General features: G+C 45.8%; 18 protein-coding genes and 1 rRNA gene. All 19 read left to right on the top strand.

The genetic code is table 11. From position 1 onward, the window contains the following. Positions 1 to 74: ribosomal RNA gene (gene rrf, locus NLX82_RS27980) — 5S ribosomal RNA — on the top strand; the annotation flags it as partial. Between the two features lie 164 nt (positions 75 to 238). After that, positions 239 to 1426 carry a GNAT family N-acetyltransferase gene (locus NLX82_RS27135; protein ID WP_254349287.1) on the top strand — a complete coding sequence of 396 codons (1188 nt, stop codon included), beginning with the start codon at positions 239 to 241 and terminating at the stop codon, positions 1424 to 1426. A 540-nt stretch (positions 1427 to 1966) separates the two neighbouring features. Next, a complete protein-coding gene (locus tag NLX82_RS27130) occupies positions 1967 to 2431 on the top strand; it encodes a CtsR family transcriptional regulator (protein WP_013312188.1) in 465 nt (154 codons plus the stop codon). Between the two features lie 69 nt (positions 2432 to 2500). Then, positions 2501 to 3025, top strand: a complete 525-nt coding sequence (gene mcsA, locus NLX82_RS27125) for a protein-arginine kinase activator protein McsA (protein WP_023990574.1) — start codon at positions 2501 to 2503, stop codon at positions 3023 to 3025. A gap of 28 nt (positions 3026 to 3053) precedes the next feature. Continuing rightward, positions 3054 to 4118 (top strand): protein-arginine kinase McsB, encoded by a 1065-nt coding sequence (mcsB, locus tag NLX82_RS27120; protein ID WP_071558181.1) that lies wholly within the window; start codon positions 3054 to 3056, stop codon positions 4116 to 4118. 44 nt (positions 4119 to 4162) lie between these two features. Beyond that, positions 4163 to 6607 (top strand): ATP-dependent protease ATP-binding subunit ClpC, encoded by a 2445-nt coding sequence (gene clpC, locus NLX82_RS27115; protein ID WP_023990572.1) that lies wholly within the window; start codon positions 4163 to 4165, stop codon positions 6605 to 6607. A 239-nt stretch (positions 6608 to 6846) separates the two neighbouring features. Further along, positions 6847 to 8220, top strand: coding sequence for a DNA repair protein RadA (radA, locus tag NLX82_RS27110; RefSeq protein WP_254349286.1), 1374 nt, complete (start codon positions 6847 to 6849; stop codon positions 8218 to 8220). A gap of 12 nt (positions 8221 to 8232) precedes the next feature. Next, positions 8233 to 9309, top strand: coding sequence for a DNA integrity scanning diadenylate cyclase DisA (gene disA / locus NLX82_RS27105; RefSeq protein WP_013373290.1), 1077 nt, complete (start codon positions 8233 to 8235; stop codon positions 9307 to 9309). A gap of 54 nt (positions 9310 to 9363) precedes the next feature. Continuing rightward, entirely contained in the window at positions 9364 to 10110 is a 747-nt protein-coding gene (gene pssA, locus NLX82_RS27100; protein WP_023990570.1) for a CDP-diacylglycerol--serine O-phosphatidyltransferase, read from the top strand. 193 nt (positions 10111 to 10303) lie between these two features. Further along, entirely contained in the window at positions 10304 to 11389 is a 1086-nt protein-coding gene (locus NLX82_RS27095) for a PIN/TRAM domain-containing protein (RefSeq protein ID WP_023990569.1), read from the top strand. A gap of 70 nt (positions 11390 to 11459) precedes the next feature. Then, the gene (gene ispD / locus NLX82_RS27090; RefSeq protein ID WP_254349285.1) at positions 11460 to 12158 is read left to right on the top strand and encodes a 2-C-methyl-D-erythritol 4-phosphate cytidylyltransferase; all 699 of its coding nucleotides are present in this window, start codon (positions 11460 to 11462) and stop codon (positions 12156 to 12158) included. Then, positions 12155 to 12631: a 2-C-methyl-D-erythritol 2,4-cyclodiphosphate synthase gene (gene ispF / locus NLX82_RS27085; RefSeq protein ID WP_023990567.1), complete on the top strand. Its 477-nt coding sequence runs from the start codon at positions 12155 to 12157 to the stop codon at positions 12629 to 12631. Before ispD ends, ispF begins: the two co-directional genes overlap by 4 nt. A gap of 39 nt (positions 12632 to 12670) precedes the next feature. After that, positions 12671 to 14131: a glutamate--tRNA ligase gene (gltX, locus tag NLX82_RS27080; protein ID WP_013312178.1), complete on the top strand. Its 1461-nt coding sequence runs from the start codon at positions 12671 to 12673 to the stop codon at positions 14129 to 14131. A gap of 487 nt (positions 14132 to 14618) precedes the next feature. Continuing rightward, on the top strand, positions 14619 to 15299 hold the full coding sequence (gene cysE, locus NLX82_RS27075) for a serine O-acetyltransferase (protein ID WP_254349284.1): 681 nt from the start codon (positions 14619 to 14621) through the stop codon (positions 15297 to 15299). Between the two features lie 24 nt (positions 15300 to 15323). Further along, positions 15324 to 16727, top strand: coding sequence for a cysteine--tRNA ligase (gene cysS, locus NLX82_RS27070; RefSeq protein WP_025723808.1), 1404 nt, complete (start codon positions 15324 to 15326; stop codon positions 16725 to 16727). Continuing rightward, positions 16724 to 17182 (top strand): Mini-ribonuclease 3, encoded by a 459-nt coding sequence (locus tag NLX82_RS27065; RefSeq protein WP_028542623.1) that lies wholly within the window; start codon positions 16724 to 16726, stop codon positions 17180 to 17182. Before cysS ends, NLX82_RS27065 begins: the two co-directional genes overlap by 4 nt. A gap of 55 nt (positions 17183 to 17237) precedes the next feature. Continuing rightward, the gene (gene rlmB, locus NLX82_RS27060) at positions 17238 to 17984 is read left to right on the top strand and encodes a 23S rRNA (guanosine(2251)-2'-O)-methyltransferase RlmB (RefSeq protein WP_254349283.1); all 747 of its coding nucleotides are present in this window, start codon (positions 17238 to 17240) and stop codon (positions 17982 to 17984) included. A gap of 4 nt (positions 17985 to 17988) precedes the next feature. Beyond that, on the top strand, positions 17989 to 18510 hold the full coding sequence (locus NLX82_RS27055; protein WP_023990563.1) for an NYN domain-containing protein: 522 nt from the start codon (positions 17989 to 17991) through the stop codon (positions 18508 to 18510). A 162-nt stretch (positions 18511 to 18672) separates the two neighbouring features. After that, the gene (sigH, locus tag NLX82_RS27050) at positions 18673 to 19317 is read left to right on the top strand and encodes an RNA polymerase sporulation sigma factor SigH (RefSeq protein WP_016324748.1); all 645 of its coding nucleotides are present in this window, start codon (positions 18673 to 18675) and stop codon (positions 19315 to 19317) included. Positions 19318 to 19493: the final 176 nt, after the last annotated feature.

Below are 19493 nucleotides of genomic sequence, written 5' to 3'. Positions count from 1 at the left end.
ACACGACCGTTAAGCCCTCCAGCGCCGATGGTACTTGGACCGCAGGGTCCTGGGAGAGTAGGACGTCGCCAAGCAAAGATGAAAAGGATGATAATCTCATTGAGATTATCATCCTTTTTTTATGTGTTTTTAGATGGCCACCTGCTTCTAAGGTTGACAGAGGGAAGAGGCTTTGCCACACTCTAAGTGTATAATCTTTTTTATGGATGCCCAAGTATACGAGCGAGGTGACGAAGTTATGGAGATCAGACAATTACAACGTGAGGAATTTGAAGCGGCTATTGAATTATCTCAATATGCTTTTCAGTTTACAATGTCCCTGGAGGATCTGGAAAAATCCAAGAAGAAATTCAAACCAGAGCAAACATGGGGAATATTCGACGGACATGACTTGAATGCTAAACTGACTTTGTTACCGCTACAGGTATACATAAACAGTCAGGTTTTTGATATGGGGGGCATTGCTGGTGTGGCAACGTGGCCAGAAAAGCGTCGCGGAGGCATGGTATCACGCTTGTTGACGCATGCGCTTGAAGAGATGAAGTCTGCGGGACAAAGCCTTTCTTTTCTGCATCCATTCTCCTTTGCCTTCTATCGTAAATTTGGATGGGAAACGTATATTGAATACAAAAAGTACGTCATTCCCATTGAAAAATTCCCTGCAAAACTTAAAACAGAAGGTACAGTCAAACGCGATGTCAAAGATATTTTAGAATTGGACCAAGTGTATCAAGCGTATGCATCTCGTTATAATGGCACGCTGGTACGAGATAAGGAATGGTGGCAAGAGCGGATTTTAAATGAGAACTATCGAACTGCGGTATATTACTCAGAAACAGGCGATCCTCAGGGATATGCACTATACAAAATTGAAGATAAACAGTTGAATTGTGATGAGTTGGTATATGAAAATGAGACGGCTCGTCGGGCTTTATGGACTTATTTTGCAAATCATGACTCAATGATAGCCCAAGGTAAATTTAATTACGTTCCAGCAGATGACAATCTGCCATTTTTACTCGATGATCCACGAATTCAACAGGAAACTGTGCCTTATTTTATGGGTCGTATTGTGGATGCAGCTGCTTTTATAGAAAGATACCCTTTTGAACAGATTGGAGAAGAAACAAGTTTAACCTTAAATCTGACTGATCGGTATGCTCCATGGAATGATGGATTATGGAGATTAACGATTACTACGGAGGGGCAAGGACATCTGGAGAGAGTGGATATAAGCAATTCATCTGAAAACGCCATAGTAGCTGACTTAAAACTTGGGATTCAGTCACTGACGACTCTGATGCTTGGCTACCAGCAGGCTGATGATCTGTATAAATGGGGGCGTATTGAAGGCAGCAGTGAGTCTGTGTCTGCCCTTAAACGTGTAATACCGGTAAAACAAACGTTCTTATTGGATTTTTTCTGATAAAGGCCCATTTAGTTCTTCTTAGGCTCCATCTTTCAGGGAACATAACTTGTGTGGTTATCATAATTTTCAAAACTCTTTCTGTAATGGGAAGAGTTTTTTTATGGTATTGTATAAAACATAATTAGATTGCGAAAGATGGTATTGACCCCTTGGCAAAAATGAATAATGTGCTATAATATGAATATAGTCAAAGAAAGTCAAAGTCAATCAAGCCTAGTGCGATTCTGTAGAAGTACTATGCTGATGGATTAGCTGTATAAGGTGATTTTGATAGCAAAGAAGTAAATGAGGATCGAAATGATTTGCGTATAGTTAGGAGCTGACTCTTATGAACATAAGAGAAGTGTATGATTAATCGCAAATAAAGGCCACACTAGAGACAAAACGGTACAATTCCAATGGATGTAGATCAGGCAATAGCCTGAATACAGCTTAGATTCGTGACTTTACCGTTTGGTTAAGTTCAATATACGGCGGACTCTGTGGAGCGTGAAATGTACTTGAATACTTGCGTTTCCGTTAGTGGAGGATGATGAAATGCGCAATGTTTCCGATATTATTGAACAATATTTGAAAAGTATATTGCTGGAAAGTCCCCAAGGTTTAGTGGAGATTCAGCGCAATGATCTGGCTGACCGCTTTTCCTGCGTGCCGTCGCAAATTAATTATGTAATTAGCACCCGGTTTACGCTGGAAAAAGGCTATGTGGTGGAAAGTAAACGCGGTGGCGGGGGCTACATTCGTATTCAGCGAATTCAGCTGCCTGCACAGCATGCCATCCATACACATCTTCATCAGAGCATCGGGGAGGAAATAAGCCAATCGGCAGCAGAAGGTCTAATTTATCAGTTAGAGGAAGCCCATTTTTTAAGCAAAAGGGAAGCTAATTTAATGAAGGCTGCTTTATCAAGGGATACATTATTACTGAAGCTTCCCTATCGTGATCAACTGCGAGCAAGATTGCTTAAGGCTATGCTGATCTCGTTGCTGGCGACCAAATAGTGTGTGAATAGAGACTAACGTTTGGATGTAGGGATTGGTATAAATCCTGACATTGAAGGAGGTGCTTTTATGCTGTGCCAAGAATGTAATATGCGGCCGGCAACTTTGCATTTCACCAAAATTGTGAATGGCGAAAAGACAGAGTTTCATATTTGTGAGACGTGTGCCAAGGAAAAAGGGGAGATGATCCCTGGAACACCTAACGGATTTTCGATTCATAGCTTGTTGTCGGGGATGCTGGATTTTGACTCCAGTACAAAGAGCCAATCTCCAGGCCACAGTGGTCCGCAGAACCTGCAATGCAAGGATTGTGGCATGACCTATGCACAGTTTAGTAAGCTGGGACGTTTCGGATGCCCGTCGTGCTATCAATATTTTGATAGTCGTCTGGACCCTCTGTTCAAGCGTGTGCATGGCAGTACGAATCATGTTGGTAAAGTTCCGGTTCGCACTGGAGGCCGACTGAAGGTTAAACGGCAAATTGACGATTTGAAAAAAGAGATGCAACAGCATATTGTACAGGAAGAATTTGAATCAGCTGCTGAGCTTAGGGATCAAATCAGAGAGCTTGAAAAAGAAATGACTGAAGAGTAAAGTTTGTGAAGAGTAGGAGGGATGCGTAATGCCCAATATTCGGTTTACGGAGAAGCCGCTAAGTGACTGGATGCGTGGTGATGCTGCGGATTCGGAGATTGTCATTAGCAGCCGGGTGAGAATTGCGCGTAACTTGCAGCATCTGCCTTTTCCCATGCTTGCTACCAATCAGCAGTCGGAAGAAGCACTTCAACGATTGACGGATATCCTTCAGTATGATGATTTAGGCGGTTTTGGTACTTTTCATACGTTGAAAATATCCGAGTTGGATGAGATCGACAAGCAGGTGCTGGTTGAGAAGCATTTGATTAGTCCAAATTTGGCGAACGAATCTCGTAACGGTGCTGTTTTAATTAGCGATGATGAATCGGTTAGTGTTATGATAAACGAAGAGGATCATCTGCGTATCCAATGCTTATATCCGGGATGTCAGGTTAGGGAAGCTTGGGAACGCGCTATGATTATTGATGATGCATTTGAAGCGCATGTTGATTATGCATTTGATGATCGGAGAGGTTTTCTGACCAGTTGTCCGACGAATGTCGGCACAGGTATGAGAGCTTCGGTGATGATGCATTTGCCTGCATTAGTTATGACTCATCAAATCAATCGTATATTGTCTGCTGTTTCACAGGTAGGTCTTACAGTTCGTGGCATTTACGGTGAAGGCAGCGAAGCGGTCGGAAATTTGTTTCAGGTATCTAATCAGATTACACTGGGACAAACCGAAGCGGAGATTATTGAGAATCTACATGGCGTGGTGCTACAAATTATTGAGCACGAGCGTTCTGCCAGAGAAAGGCTAATGAATGAATCTATGCTGCGAATTACAGATCGGGTGATGCGTTCATTCGGTATTTTGTCATATGCAGCAGTATTGGATTCCAAGGAGGCTGCACAGCGGCTATCCGATGTACGTCTTGGCGTAGATTTAGGGATTTTGGAGCGTCCTTCCACCGCAGCGATGAATGAGCTGAATGTGATGACACAACCCGGGTTCCTGCAAAAAAGCTTTGGGGATAAAATGAATACCGAAGAGCGCGATATGTACCGGGCGAAGCTGATCCGGCAAAAATTAGGCACAACCCTTTAATATATAGAATGATCTGAAATACACACTGTGGAGGTGCAGGATATATGATGTTTGGAAGATTTACGGAACGTGCACAGAAAGTGCTTGCTTTGGCTCAGGAAGAAGCTGTTCGATTGGGACACAACAACATTGGCACAGAGCACATTTTGCTAGGCCTCATTCGTGAAGGTGAAGGAATAGCCGCGAAAGCCTTAATCGGTTTAGGGCTGGGACTGGAAAAAATCCAGGATGAAGTGGAAACGCTGATTGGACGCGGTCAAGAGCAACCGACGAACATTGCCTATACTCCACGCGCCAAAAAAGTCATCGAACTGTCTATGGATGAAGCCCGCAAACTGGGCCATACCTATGTAGGTACAGAACATATTTTGCTTGGTCTTATTCGTGAAGGTGAAGGCGTAGCAGCGCGTGTACTGAACAACTTGGGCATCAGTCTGAACAAAGCGCGTCAGCAAGTGCTTCAATTGCTCGGCAGCAGCGAGGCTGTTTCCAGCCATCACGGTGCTCCAGCTAATGTCAGCACGCCAACTCTGGACAGTCTGGCACGCGATCTGACGGCATCTGCGAAGGAAAACAACCTGGACCCTGTTATTGGGCGTAGCAAGGAAATTGAACGCGTAATTCAGGTGCTCAGCCGCCGTACAAAGAACAATCCGGTTCTGATCGGTGAGCCTGGGGTAGGTAAAACAGCGATTGCCGAAGGATTGGCCCAAAAAATTATAGCAAATGAGATTCCTGAAACGTTGCGCGACAAGCGCGTAATGACGCTGGATATGGGTTCTGTGGTAGCAGGCACCAAGTATCGTGGTGAATTCGAGGATCGTTTGAAAAAAATTATGGACGAGATTCGTCAAGCGGGTAATATCGTATTGTTCATTGATGAGCTGCATACACTGATTGGTGCTGGTGGAGCGGAAGGCGCAATTGATGCATCCAACATCCTGAAACCTGCTCTGGCACGTGGCGAGCTGCAATGCATCGGTGCGACCACGCTCGATGAATACCGCAAATATATTGAGAAAGATGCTGCTTTGGAGCGTCGTTTTCAACCAATTACAGTGGATCAACCTTCTCCAGAAGAGGCAATTCAAATCTTGTATGGTCTGCGTGACCGTTACGAAGCTCATCACCGTGTAAAGATCACAGATGAGGCTATTGAAGCGGCTGTAAAATTGTCAGATCGTTATATCACTGACCGCTTCCTGCCAGATAAGGCTATTGACCTTATTGATGAAGCGGGCTCCAAAGTAAGGCTGAATTCTTACACTGTACCGCCAAACCTGAAACAGCTGGAAAACCGTCTGGAAGATATCCGTAAGGAAAAGGATTCAGCGGTACAAAGTCAGGAGTTTGAAAAAGCGGCAGCGTTGCGTGATACAGAGCAAAAAATCCGTGAAGAGCTAGACGTGACGAAAAACCAATGGAAAGAACAACAGGGTCGTACAGATTCTGAAGTTACACCAGAGGATATCGCTCAAGTCGTTGCAATCTGGACAGGTGTTCCAGTCAGCAAGCTGAAAGAGGAAGAAACACACCGCTTGTTGAATATGGAAGAGTTGCTGCATGAGCGGGTAATTGGACAGGATGAAGCAGTTAAGGCAGTAAGCCGGGCGATTCGCCGGGCACGTGCCGGACTGAAAGATCCGAAGCGTCCAATCGGTTCCTTTATTTTCCTCGGCCCAACTGGGGTTGGTAAAACAGAATTGGCACGCGCCTTGGCTGAATCCATGTTTGGAGATGAAAATGCGGTTATCCGTATTGATATGTCCGAATATATGGAGAAGCACTCCACGTCCCGTCTGGTAGGAGCACCTCCAGGGTACGTTGGATATGAAGAAGGCGGTCAGCTGACTGAGAAGGTACGTCGTAAGCCATACTCAGTTGTGTTGCTGGATGAAATTGAAAAAGCACACCCAGAAGTATTCAATATTCTTCTGCAAGTGCTGGAAGATGGTCGTCTAACAGATTCCAAAGGTCGTGTCGTCGATTTCCGTAACACACTCATCATCCTAACATCTAATGTTGGTGCACAGGCGATTAAACGTAACTCCACGCTTGGTTTTACAGCTGTAGTGGACGCTGGGGCGGATTACGATAATATGAAGGGCAAAGTGATGGATGAACTGAAGAAAAGCTTCCGTCCTGAGTTCTTGAACCGGATTGATGAAATTATCGTTTTCCATTCTCTCGAAGAAAAACATATTGCCGAAATTGTGTCACTCATGTCTGAGGAGCTGCGTAAGCGCCTGAATGAGTATGAGGTGGACTTCGAGTTGACAGACAACGCTAAAAAATTCCTTGCCAAGGAAGGCTTTGATCCAGCGTATGGTGCGCGTCCATTGCGTCGTGCAATCCAGAAGCATATTGAAGATCGCCTGTCCGAGGAACTGTTGACTGGCAACATTACTAAAGGTGACTCTCTCTTCATTGATGAGGAGAATGGCGCATTGACTGTAACGAAAAAGGATAATGTATCTGCCAAGTCCTAAGCAGTTTACTAAATAAATAGTAGAAAAGGGTGTCTCGCAGGCTGGAAAGCTATTGCGAAGACACCCTTTTTGTGTATAAAACACGGTGAAAAGGTTGGGTAAATGCTTTGGGAAAGTTTGTGATATTGCTTTACGTCCGCCAAGCTTCAATGGTAAACTTTTATTGTTACAGCTCTTTCTGGGCTGTATGAACATAAATTTGACATCATCGTCGTCAATAAGGAGCCAAGGAATAAAGTATGGCTAAAGTGAAAACTAAATTTTCCTGTACGGAATGTGGTTATGAATCGCCCAAATGGTACGGAAAATGTCCTGGATGCCAGGCGTGGAATTCCATGGTCGAAGAAACGGAAAGCGTTGTAAAAACTCAAGGAATGGGGTCTTCCCTTCTTACTCATAGCACAAAAGACAAGCCACTGCCTATTATAGAGGTGGAGAGTGGCAAAGAAACACGAATTTTGACGGGAATTGGCGAATTGAATCGAGTACTCGGTGGAGGTGTGGTACCGGGTTCACTCGTTTTGGTGGGCGGTGATCCGGGAATCGGTAAATCTACGCTTATGCTGCAAACATCTAATGAGCTGGCTTTAACTGGTTTAAAGGTGCTGTACGTGTCTGGTGAGGAATCTGTCCGTCAAACGAAACTACGTGCAGATCGGCTCGGTGCCTTGTCCCCCAGCCTATACGTATTATGTGAGACGAATTTGGAGACGATTGAAGAAGCAGTGGACAGCTTGAAGCCGGAGTTTTTGGTCATCGACTCGATACAGACCGTATATTTGCCTGAGGTGACGAGTGCACCAGGTAGTGTGGCTCAGGTGCGGGAGTGTACTTCACGCTTTATGCGAATTGCCAAGGGGCTAGGTATTGCTACGGTATTGGTAGGACATGTGACCAAGGAAGGGGCCATTGCAGGTCCACGTTTGTTGGAACATATGGTTGATTGTGTGCTTTATTTTGAAGGAGAGCGTCATCATACGTATCGGCTTTTGCGTGCAGTTAAAAACCGTTTCGGTTCTACAAATGAAATTGGTATTTTTGAAATGGGTGAAAGCGGTTTGCGTGAGGTGTCAAATCCTTCTGAACTATTCCTGTCTGAACGACCATTGGGGGTAGCGGGTTCTACTGTTGTAGCCAGTATGGAAGGAACCCGACCTGTATTGGTTGAACTGCAAGCATTGATTGCAGCTACGCATTTTCCATCTCCGCGCCGAATGGGCACAGGAGTCGATCATCATCGAATGGGATTAATCATAGCCGTGCTAGAAAAGCGGATGGGCATGTTTTTGCAAAACCAGGACGCCTATCTCAACGTAGCTGGAGGCGTGAAGTTGGATGAACCGGCGGTGGATTTGGCTATAGCTGTGAGCATTGCTTCCAGCTTTAGGGATGCTCCTACCAAGCCGTACGATGTGATTTTTGGCGAGGTGGGACTGACAGGTGAGGTACGTGCGGTATCCCGAGCAGAACAGCGAGTACGGGAAGCGGAGAAACTAGGTTTCAAACGGGTGATCATGCCGGAGAAAAGCTTGAAGGGCTGGACACATCCGAAAGGGATTCAAATCATAGGAGTAGGAACGGTGGCAGATGCACTGGCAGCCGCATTAGATTAGGGGGCATTGAGAATGAAAGAAGCGAGCCAACTGGATAAAATGAACGATTTGCTGCGGCTTGTGGCACCGGGAACTCCCTTTCGCGACGGGTTGGAAAACGTTTTGCGTGCCAAAACGGGTGCTCTTCTGGTCGTTGGCTATAGCCCAGAAGTTATGGAAGTCGTGGATGGCGGTTTCTCCATTAATTGTGATTTTTCGCCGAACTATTTGTATGAGTTGGCTAAAATGGACGGCGCAATCATATTGAGCGAGGATTTAAAACGAATTTTATATGCCAATACGCAACTGATTCCGGACTCCTCCATTTCTTCAATTGAAACAGGAATTCGGCACCGGACAGCAGAACGAGTTGCAAAGCAGACTGGCAAACTAGTGGTGTCTATTTCCCAGCGGCGTAATATTATTACCTTGTATCAGGGGACATTACGGTATGCGCTCAAGGAAATCGGGGTTATTTTAACGAAAGCCAATCAGGCTATTCAGACGTTAGAAAAATATAGATCCGTGTTGGGGCAAGCCTCTACGAATTTGACAGCATCTGAATTTGAAGAGCTGGTTACCATGCCGGAGGTCGTTAATGTCATCCAGCGGATCGAAATGGTACTGCGCATCAAAATGGAGATCAAACGATTTATTAACGAGCTCGGAAATGAGGGCCGTCTGATTAGTATGCAGATGGAAGAGCTTGTCAGCAACATTGAGGAAGAAGCATGGTTGCTGTATAAGGATTATGCCAAAGACGATAGCGACGAGAAGATTCGTGAAATTATATTGGGACTCAAACGTTCTACGGACGACGAATTGTTGGATGTGAATCATATTGTACGTTTACTAGGCTACCCTTCTTCAGCTGCGACATCAGAAGAGTATATTGCTGCACGCGGCTATCGGGTACTGAACAAGATACCGCGTTTGCCGAATGTGATTATTCATAATCTGGTGGAGCGGTTTGGACGTTTTCCACATGTCATGACAGCAACGATAGAAGAACTGGATGAAGTGGATGGTATTGGAGAGGTTCGTGCGCGTACGATTAAAGAAGGTCTTAAACGTTTGCAGGAACAAGTTTTCATTGACAGGCAAATGTAAATGTAATACAGTGAAAGGATTATAATGGAACAATTCATACATTGAGGTGAAGAGATGATTACCAAATCAATTCCGAACATGTGTACCTTAGGTAACTTGTTTCTCGGAATGATCGCCATTTTATTGGCTGTAGACGGAAAATACAGTCTTGCCGCTATTATGGTTATTGTCGCCATGTTGTTGGACGGACTGGATGGAAGGATGGCCCGGGTCCTGAATGCCCAAAGCGAATTCGGTAAAGAACTGGACTCCTTATCAGATATGATATCTTTTGGTGTTGCTCCCGCAGTTATTATGTACATGGTTGCTTTTCATGATGCGAATTCGGCTCTCGCTTGGACGGTTACTGCCATTTTCCCGATGTGCGGAGCGTTGCGTTTGGCTCGATTTAACGTACGTCCTGGTGTACCAGGTTATTTTACGGGTTTGCCAATTCCGGCAGCAGGTGGCGTATTAGCCACTTTGTCCTTATTCCATAACGATATTTCATTGTTATACATGTCGATTGCCATGTTGCTGGTTTCTTATTTGATGGTCAGCTCCATGAGATATCCTAATTTTAAAAAGGTCGGCCTCCCCAAAAAAGCGATCTGGGTTGCTCCATGGGTCGTAATTGCAGCGGTGGTGTTGGCTGTTAAATTCCCTGACCAGCTGTCGAAGCTGATTTTTGTACCGCTGGTGCTGTATGCATTGTATGGCATGAAGCTGAACATTCGTAAGCTGTCACGCAGACGTGGACGTGGTCGGGAGCGTTCCAGTCAGGAAGAACAGGACGATCAATATCGTCATTCACAGCGTTAGTATCAAGCAAGAATAAGAATAAGCATTTATTTCCTTGAAGCATTTCAGGGAGATAAATGCTTTTTTTTATGCATAAAAAGTGAAAACACAGGGTTAGTTATGATGAAAATGGATCATACTGGTAAGAGAAATGCTATGTATCCAATAAATAGCAGACTATATGAAAAGAAAATAAAGGAGGTATAGAGACTCAATGTGGAGAAAGGCTATTTTAACTTTTACAGGATTGTGCGGAGCATGGTTTGGCTATACGTTATACCAGCGGGTAGGAGGCATTGTAACGTGGATGCCGCAATGGTTGAGTGATGGGTCTTTACCAGGAATGATTGTTTGGATGATGGCGGGAGCAGTGCTATTTATGGCTGGGTGTTCATTCGCAGGGGCATCCGTGGCGAATCGGTTGCAGCAGGGCATTGAAGGCTTGGTACGAATTCCGATGAACGAGATGATGGCAGGTGTGATTGGTTTAGCGGTGGGATTGATACTTTCCTTAGCAGTTTACCCGCTTTTTTCATGGTTGGGGGCCCCGGGTCAACTTATCCAGACGGCTGTTACCGTGATATGCGGATATGTAGGATTGATGGTTGGGCTAGAAAAGCGGGACGAGCTGTCATCCTTTTGGAGTTCTGGTTTTTTTGGTCGGGGAACGGGTGTAGAAGAACGCAAGCTGGAGGAACATAAAATATTGGACACCAGCGTCATTATAGATGGGCGTATTGCGGATATTTGCAAAACAGGTTTTATTGAAGGAACAATTGTAATTCCTGAATTTGTGCTGGAGGAGCTTCAGCATATTGCAGATTCATCAGATTTACTTAAGCGTAATCGTGGACGGCGAGGTCTGGATATTTTGAATAAAATCCAAAAAGAACTGGATGTAAATGTGCTCATTTACGAAGGTGATTTTGAGGAAATTTCAGAGGTCGACAGTAAGTTGGTTAAGCTGGCAAAGGTGTTACAGGGTAAAGTTGTAACTAATGATTTTAACCTGAATAAAGTATGCGAACTTCAAGGTGTATCAGTGCTGAATATTAACGATTTGGCGAATGCAGTGAAGCCTGTCGTATTGCCCGGTGAGGAAATTATGGTGCAGATTATTAAAGACGGCAAGGAGCATGGGCAGGGTGTAGCCTATCTGGATGATGGCACGATGATTGTTGTAGAAGGCGGACGTGACTATATTGGCTCTCTGATGGAGGTGCTGGTCACGAGTGTACTTCAGACCTCAGCCGGCCGTATGATCTTTGCCAAACCGAAATTATTGGAAAAAGCTCAATAAACGCGGTATGATGAAGTAGATGTGTTATCATACGGATCGTCCAAGTGCGATCAGGGCAGGAGTTATTTGAATGAACAATCGGGTAGGAGTTGTCATTGTGGCAGCAGGGCGCGGCTCCCGTATGGGGACGCAGGAGAGCAAGCAATTTCTGCTTTTGCGGGACAAGCCCATCTTCATACATACACTTGAAATATTCGCAGCTATGCCCGAAGTGGATGAAATGGTGATGGTGACTGGGACAGGAGATGTGGAACGCTGCCGAGATTGGATTCATCAATACAAAATCGGTAAAAATGTACGGGTGGTGGCTGGTGGCAGTGAACGCCAGCATTCGGTTTATCGCGGTCTGCGCCACTTACAAGCGGATTGGGTGATGGTGCATGATGGTGTGCGTCCACTAATTCAACCTGAGCTTGTACGTTCATGCCTTGAGGCAGCCCAGCGTACTGGTGCTTCTGTAGCAGCAGTACCTGTAAAGGATACAGTCAAGCAAGTGAACGGGGATGGTATCATTACAGCAACGCCGGATCGCCGAAGTCTGTGGAGTATTCAAACGCCACAGACTTTTCGTCTTTCCGATCTGCTGCGAGCCTATGAGGAAGCGGAGCATTCGGGATTCTTGGGAACAGATGATTCTATGCTGATAGAGCGGCTTGGAATTCCGGTTACTGTCGTTCAAGGCAGCTACAAGAACATCAAAATTACTACGCCTGAGGATTTGGATATGGCGGCGTTATGGGTAAAAACAGAGGGAGAGGATATCAAGTGATCAGAGTGGGACAAGGATTTGACGTCCACCAGCTGGTGGAAGGAAGGCCATGCATCATCGGAGGTATAAACATTCCGTATGAAAAAGGTTTGTTGGGCCATTCCGATGCAGACGTGCTGCTACATGCCATTAGCGATGCCATCTTGGGCGCGCTTGGCTTGGGAGACATCGGGAAGCATTTTCCGGATAACGACCCAGAATTTAAGGATGCTGACAGTCTTAAGCTACTGGAGCATGTGTGGGGACTAGCTAAAGAGAGAGGATATCGCTTGGGGAATATTGATTCTACGATTATCGCACAAAAGCCCAAAATGGCATCGTATATTCCGCAGATGAATGAAGTCATCGCTCGGGCGCTGGAAGCAGAGGAGCTATCCCAGGTGAACGTCAAGGCGACCACGACAGAGCAACTCGGGTTTCCCGGACGGGGTGAAGGAATCGCGGCTCAATCGGTTGTCTGTCTTATCAAGTAAATGCTATCATCTTGAGTAATTCAATTTGGAGGAGATTATATGAGCACGGAAGTTCGTGTACGTTATGCACCAAGCCCTACAGGGCATCTGCACATTGGAAATGCCAGAACGGCATTATTTAATTATTTGTTTGCCCGCAATCAAGGTGGGAAATTTATTATTCGTATCGAAGACACAGATGTGAAGCGCAATATTGAGGGCGGAGAAGAAAGCCAACTTAAATATTTGAAATGGTTGGGTATGGACTGGGATGAGAGCGTAGACGTGGGAGGCGAGTTTGGACCTTATCGTCAGACTGAACGCTTGGACATATATAAAACGTACTGGCAGGATTTGCTGGACCGTGGTTTGGCTTACCGTTGTTACTGCACTGAAGAAGAGCTGGAGCGCGAGCGTGAAGAGCAGACGGCACGTGGGGAGACACCACGATATTCTGGAAAACATCGTGATCTAACAGAAGAACAGTGCCAGGCATTTGAAGCAGAGGGCCGTGTACCAAGTATTCGTTTTCGCGTACCGGAAGATCGTGAATATACGTTTGACGATATCGTAAAAGGTCAAATTACATTCAATTCCAAGGAAAGCGGCGATTTTGTTATCGTCAAAAAGGATGGTATTCCGACATATAACTTCGCAGTAGCAGTTGACGATTATTTGATGAAAATATCGCATGTACTACGGGGCGAAGACCATGTTTCCAATACACCGCGGCAGTTGATGATCTTTGAAGCTCTTGGCTGGGAGCCGCCACGCTTCGGTCATATGACGCTGATTGTAGGCGAGGATCACAAAAAGCTCAGTAAGCGTAACGAATCCATTATTCAGTTCATGGAGCAGTATGACAAGTTGGGCTATTTGCCAGAAGCTATATTCAACTTCATTGCACTGCTGGGCTGGTCCCCGGAAGGCGAAGAAGAAATCTATGATCGGGAACAACTGATTTCGATTTTCGATCCTAATCGTTTGTCCAAAAGTCCAGCTGTGTTTGATACAAATAAGCTTGCTTACCTGAACAATCACTATATTAAAAAGGCTGATCCTGAGCGAATTGCCAGCATGGCGATTCCACATCTCCAGGCAGCGGGGCTGTTGCCTACTGAACTGTCTGCGGAACAACTGGATTGGGCTAAGGCTCTGGTTCGCTTATACCAGGAACAGATGACTTCTGCATCCGATATTGTAGCGTTGTCTGAGTTGTTTTTCCGTTCACATCTGGAACTGGATGCTGAAGCAGCAGCTGTATTGGCCGAAGAGCAGGTTCCTGAGGTACTTAGAGCTTTTGCAGGTAAAGTTGAAACGAGCGAGGAATTTACAGCTCCACAAATGGCTAAGCTGATCAAGGAAGTTCAAAAGGAAACTGGTTTTAAGGGAAAACAACTATTCATGCCGATTCGTGTGGCTCTTACAGGCCAAACTCATGGACGGGATCTGAATGAAACCATCTTTTTGCTCGGACGTGACAAGGTACTGGATCGTCTTAAGGCACAAATTAAAGGCTGATATTTCTTGTCAATTTGTTGTCTTTTCGCTATAATGACTCCATTGATACGGATTGATATTTACGTGTAAAGGCTGCGAACAGGAGAAGTACACTGCATAAGGGCATCTGCCAGAGAGGACGGTCGAGGGGAAACCCCAGGCTGAGAGCCGTCCAGATGACCTGCGGAGGAAATGCGCCTGGGAGCCGTGCGCCCGAACTCTCATTAGCGTCAAATGCTGATGTGACAAGGGCGTGCCGAGTCGTTCCCGTTACAGGACGCTAAAGACGAACTGCTTTGCTTTTTATGCAGCAGATATGTTCGAAGCAGAGTGGGACCACGTTCATGCGTCTCTGCAGCTTAGGCTGCGGAGGCGCTTTTTCTTTTTTATCAGACTCAGACTCATTATAGATAGAAAAATGTCGAAGAGTGCTGGTGGATGCGAAAATTGGCGGAACGTGAAGTGTTGTGATGATGCGGCAAGGATATGAAGGGAATAGGAGGGCGACATGTTCAGACATTTCAAATCCGACATTCAGACTGTTTTGGATAATGATCCGGCCGCCCGGAGTAAGCTCGAGGTCATTTTTACGTATTCCGGCGTTCATGCCCTTTGGGCACACCGAATCGCACATTGGTTTTATTTGCGAAACTGGTGTACTCTAGCTCGTGTTATATCCCAGGTATCGAGGTTTATGACAGGCATTGAAATTCATCCTGGCGCTCGTATCGGAGATCGGCTGTTCATTGACCATGGCATGGGAGTTGTCATCGGTGAAACCTGTGAGATTGGCGACGATGTCGTATTGTATCAGGGGGTCACACTCGGCGGGACTGGGAAAGAGAAAGGGAAGCGCCATCCGACCATTGGGAATAATGTTGTTATCGGCTCTGGTGCGAAGATATTGGGCTCTTTTACGATTGGGGCACAGTCCAACATTGGCTCCAACTCGGTTGTGCTCAAAGAAGTCCCACCAAACAGTACGGTGGTGGGCATCCCGGGGCGAGTTGTCAGACAGGATGGTAGGCGTCCAGACCGACTTAGTCATCAATTGCCTGATCCGGTTGTGGACTCTATGCGAGAACTTCAACGGGAAATAGAACGTTTGCGTGCAGAAATGTCTGATTTGAAGGATGGGCCATCCGCTCAGAAACATCAGGTGACCCAAGAGAATAAATTAGAAAAATGATTTTCATGAGGGAGGAACATAACAATGCCGCTTCAAATTTATAATACAATGACGAGGAGTCGGGAGCCTTTTGTGCCACTGGAGCCTGGAAAGGTTAAAATGTATGTATGCGGACCTACCGTGTATGATTACATTCATATTGGCAATGCACGACCTGTAATTGTATTTGACGTGGTGCGGAGCTACCTGGAGTACTTGGGCTATGATGTAAACTATGTGGTGAATTTTACGGATGTCGATGATAAACTAATCCGCAAAGCTCGGGAACTTGATATGGATGTTTCGGCAGTTGCTGAGAAATTTATTGCTGCCTACCATGAGGATCTGGCAGGATTGAATGTTCCTGCTGCCAGCATGAACCCTCGTGTAACAGAGAGTATGGACCTGATTATTGATTTTATTAAGGAATTGGTAGATAAAGGCTATGCTTATGAAAATGATGGCGATGTGTTCTATCGGACCAAAAAGTTCAAAGATTACGGACAACTATCAGGACAAAATCTGGAAGAGCTTCAGTTCGGAATTCGCATCAATGTGGATGAACGCAAGGAAAATGCCGAGGATTTTGTACTCTGGAAGGCAGCGAAGCCGGGTGAAATTCATTGGTCGAGCCCTTGGGGAGATGGACGACCAGGCTGGCATATCGAATGCTCTGCTATGGCTCGCCATTATTTGGGAGATACACTGGATATTCATGGGGGCGGACAGGATCTACAATTTCCGCATCATGAATGTGAATGCGCACAATCTGAAGTGATTACAGGTAAGCCTTTATCTCGCTACTGGATGCATAACGGATATATTCGCATTGATAATGAAAAAATGTCGAAATCACTCGGTAATGGTATTTTGGTTAAAGATTTGCGCGCTCACCACAAGCCGGAGGCTTTACGTTATTTTATGTTGTCGACACATTACCGGAATCCGTTGAACTATAACCAAGAGACTATGAGTCAGGCGGAGAACAGTGTCGAGCGGATCGCCAATGCAGTTGCCAATGTGAAGCATCGTTTAGCTAATGCGCTGGAAGGTAATGGGGGAGTATCGACGGAACTGCAAACGAAGCTCGACGGAATTTTGCAGCAGTTTGGCGAAAAAATGAATGATGATTTCAATACACCTGATGCGATTACTGCTGTATTTGATTGGGTTAGCGAAGCAAACCATTTGTTGCAGCGAGATGTCGTACATCAGGCGGAACTACAAGCTGTATTGCATACCTTTCATTCGATGAATAGCGTACTTCGCATTTATTCGGAACCGAGTGAAGAGTTGCTGGATGACGAAATCGAGCAGTTAATTGCAGAACGTGTCGAAGCTCGTAAGACCAAAAACTGGGGTAGAGCTGACGAAATTCGCGATCTGTTGGCTGCAAAAGGCATTGTGCTTGAAGATACGGCGCAGGGTATGCGGTGGCGGCGAAAATGAGTGATAAGCCAATGAACTCAGAAGCATCGGAAGGTACGGGGAACTGGTTCCCGTACCCTGCATCCAAGCCAGCCCGTTTGATGCCCCCCATTGCACTAGCTTACATTGGTGATGCAGTGTACGAGGTAGCTGTCCGGCAATATTTGTTGGCTCAGCCTAACCTGCGTCCAAACCATCTGCATCGGCGAGCCACAGGGCTAGTCTCCGCCAAGGCGCAGAGTCGCATGTTGGGGCTATTGGAAAAGGTACTGACGGAAGAAGAACGCGATATTGTCCGACAAGGAAGAAATGCTAAATCAGGAAGTTTGCCCAAAAATGCTGATGTGCTTGAGTATCGGCATGCCACTGCACTGGAAGGGTTGGTTGGATCTCTTTATTGTGATGGACATTTGGACAGATTAAGAGAGTTGATTACGTTCGGAATTGCACAAATGGAAAATACAGAAAAATCATAAATGGGAACGGACTGGATGGAACAAGCATCGTCCGTTTCCCGGGAGGAAGCTAGAGATGGAAGAAGAATGGATTGCCGGTAAGCATTCGGTAACGGAGGCATTGCGTTCAGGCAGAACGATAAATAAAATATGGATTGCGGATAATGCACAAAAACATTTGACGCTGCCGATTACAGCTGAGGCGAAAAAAGCAGGAATCATTGTTTTGCAGGTGGACAAGCGTAAGCTGGATCAAATGGTTCCGGGCATTCAGCATCAGGGAGTGGTCGCGCAAGCTGCGCCTTTTGCCTATGTTGAAGTGGAAGAATTGCTCGCCACTGCTCGTGATAAGGGAGAAGAGCCGTTTTTAATTTTGCTGGATGAGATTGAAGACCCTCATAATTTGGGCTCCATCCTTCGTACAGCGGACTGTACTGGAGCGCATGGTGTTATTGTGCCGAAAAGGCGTTCTGCAGCTGTAACTGTAACGGTGTCCAAAACATCGGCAGGTGCTGTGGAGTACGTCCCGGTGGCGCGTGTAAACAATCTGGGACAAACCATTGACCGTCTTAAAGAAGAGGGTGTATGGGTAGTTGGTACGGATGTTACAGCGAAAGACCCTGTCTTTGGGAATGGAGTATTCACGGGACCGGTAGCCATTGTCATTGGTAACGAAAATAAAGGGATGGGCCGTTTGATCCGTGAGAAATGCGATGTACTCGTCAAGCTGCCAATGGCGGGGCGAATTAATTCCCTTAATGCTTCTGTAGCTGCAGGTGTTGTCATGTACGAAGTATTGCGCGGACGACAGGCACGGGGCTAACGATATGGCTGACATGCGGGATGTTCTGCTTGTGGACGGTTACAACATGATTGGAGCCTGGCCCGAACTTTCCGCACTGGTACAATCTGGTATGCAGGAAGCGAGGGACAGACTTCTTGAACGGCTGGCGGATCATCAGGCGTATTCCGGCAGAAGAGTCATCGTCGTATTTGATGCTTACAGGGTGCCAGGATTAGGTAAAACTTTTGCCCAGAGCAAAGTCCAGATTTATTTTACCAGAGAAAAAGAAACTGCTGATGAGTGCATCGAGCGATTGGTTCGGGAGCTGAGCAGTAAAAGAAGAAGTATTTACGTAGCCACAAGCGATCAGGTAGAACAACATGTCGCATTTGGACAAGGTGCACTCAGGGTGTCGGCGCGGGAATTACTGATCGAGATTGAGGAATCCGAAAGGGAAGTGCAGAAGCGAATTCAGCAGGATAGTGCCAAATTGTCCCGTAACTCGCTAGATGCCAAACTGAGTCCGGAGCTTCGAAAGTTGTTTGAACGATGGAGAAGAGAATAAACCAATAATTGGACCCTCCTCCATTTTGAAACCATTGACAATTTTGTTAGCGCTCTTCTTTTTTAGGTTGTTGTGGTTGACGGTATCAGGTTACATCGCGTATACTTGTCGTATATTTGAGAGAGTAACGGGTACCTTGCGTTGCAGCCGGAGGGATTGTTAGTGAGTGTGGACCTCAAGGATATCATGTTGTCAAAGTTTGATTACAAAAATGATGAAGACATTGTCGGAGCAGTCCATGAAGGTGATGGGGAAGCGCTGGAGTTTCTGATCAACAAATACCGGAACTTTGTGCGGGCCAAGGCCAGATCCTACTTCCTGATTGGTGCTGATCGCGAGGATATTATTCAGGAGGGCATGATTGGTCTCTACAAATCCATTCGTGATTTTAAGGGAGACAAGCTTGCTTCGTTCAAGGCTTTCGCCGAGTTGTGCATTACACGACAGATTATTACGGCAATTAAGACGGCTACACGACAAAAGCACATTCCTCTGAACTCTTACGTATCTCTGGATAAGCCCATCTATGATGAAGAGTCAGACCGGACGTTGCTCGATGTGATTTGCGGAACACAAGTAAGTGACCCTGAAGAGCTGATAATCAATCAGGAAGAGTTTGTGGGCCTTGAGGACAAGATGTCCGAGATTCTGAGCGAGCTGGAACGCAAGGTACTTATGTTGTATCTAGACGGACGTTCGTATCAGGAGATTGCAGAGGATCTTGACCGCCATGTGAAATCCATTGATAACGCGCTGCAACGGGTCAAGCGTAAACTTGAAAAGTATCTGGAAGTAAGAGATAGTTGAAAGTAGAGGCTGACAAGGAAAAGGCTCGAGTCTGAGTCTTTTTTTATTCGTTATAGGTAGGCTATGCAGGTTTATAAGTGTTACAAATGATTTATACTAAAAAAGATGAATAATAGATATCGCCTTGATTTTTGAAGCAGCTTTTCAGAGAACAGTTTTAAAGGATGCACAGATGT

This window comes from Paenibacillus sp. A3M_27_13 (genome assembly GCF_024213315.1).
Taxonomy (GTDB): domain Bacteria; phylum Bacillota; class Bacilli; order Paenibacillales; family Paenibacillaceae; genus Paenibacillus; species Paenibacillus polymyxa_B.
This window is presented reverse-complemented; position numbering and strand designations above follow the sequence as displayed.

Coding starts and splice junctions, on each gene's coding strand:
- NLX82_RS27135 (WP_254349287.1), top strand. CDS start 239: ATGGAGATCAGACAATTACAACGTGAGGAATTTGAAGCGGCTATTGAA.
- NLX82_RS27130 (WP_013312188.1), top strand. CDS start 1,967: ATGCGCAATGTTTCCGATATTATTGAACAATATTTGAAAAGTATATTG.
- mcsA (WP_023990574.1), top strand. CDS start 2,501: ATGCTGTGCCAAGAATGTAATATGCGGCCGGCAACTTTGCATTTCACC.
- mcsB (WP_071558181.1), top strand. CDS start 3,054: ATGCCCAATATTCGGTTTACGGAGAAGCCGCTAAGTGACTGGATGCGT.
- clpC (WP_023990572.1), top strand. CDS start 4,163: ATGATGTTTGGAAGATTTACGGAACGTGCACAGAAAGTGCTTGCTTTG.
- radA (WP_254349286.1), top strand. CDS start 6,847: ATGGCTAAAGTGAAAACTAAATTTTCCTGTACGGAATGTGGTTATGAA.
- disA (WP_013373290.1), top strand. CDS start 8,233: ATGAAAGAAGCGAGCCAACTGGATAAAATGAACGATTTGCTGCGGCTT.
- pssA (WP_023990570.1), top strand. CDS start 9,364: ATGATTACCAAATCAATTCCGAACATGTGTACCTTAGGTAACTTGTTT.
- NLX82_RS27095 (WP_023990569.1), top strand. CDS start 10,304: ATGTGGAGAAAGGCTATTTTAACTTTTACAGGATTGTGCGGAGCATGG.
- ispD (WP_254349285.1), top strand. CDS start 11,460: ATGAACAATCGGGTAGGAGTTGTCATTGTGGCAGCAGGGCGCGGCTCC.
- gltX (WP_013312178.1), top strand. CDS start 12,671: ATGAGCACGGAAGTTCGTGTACGTTATGCACCAAGCCCTACAGGGCAT.
- cysE (WP_254349284.1), top strand. CDS start 14,619: ATGTTCAGACATTTCAAATCCGACATTCAGACTGTTTTGGATAATGAT.
- cysS (WP_025723808.1), top strand. CDS start 15,324: ATGCCGCTTCAAATTTATAATACAATGACGAGGAGTCGGGAGCCTTTT.
- NLX82_RS27065 (WP_028542623.1), top strand. CDS start 16,724: ATGAGTGATAAGCCAATGAACTCAGAAGCATCGGAAGGTACGGGGAAC.
- rlmB (WP_254349283.1), top strand. CDS start 17,238: ATGGAAGAAGAATGGATTGCCGGTAAGCATTCGGTAACGGAGGCATTG.
- NLX82_RS27055 (WP_023990563.1), top strand. CDS start 17,989: ATGGCTGACATGCGGGATGTTCTGCTTGTGGACGGTTACAACATGATT.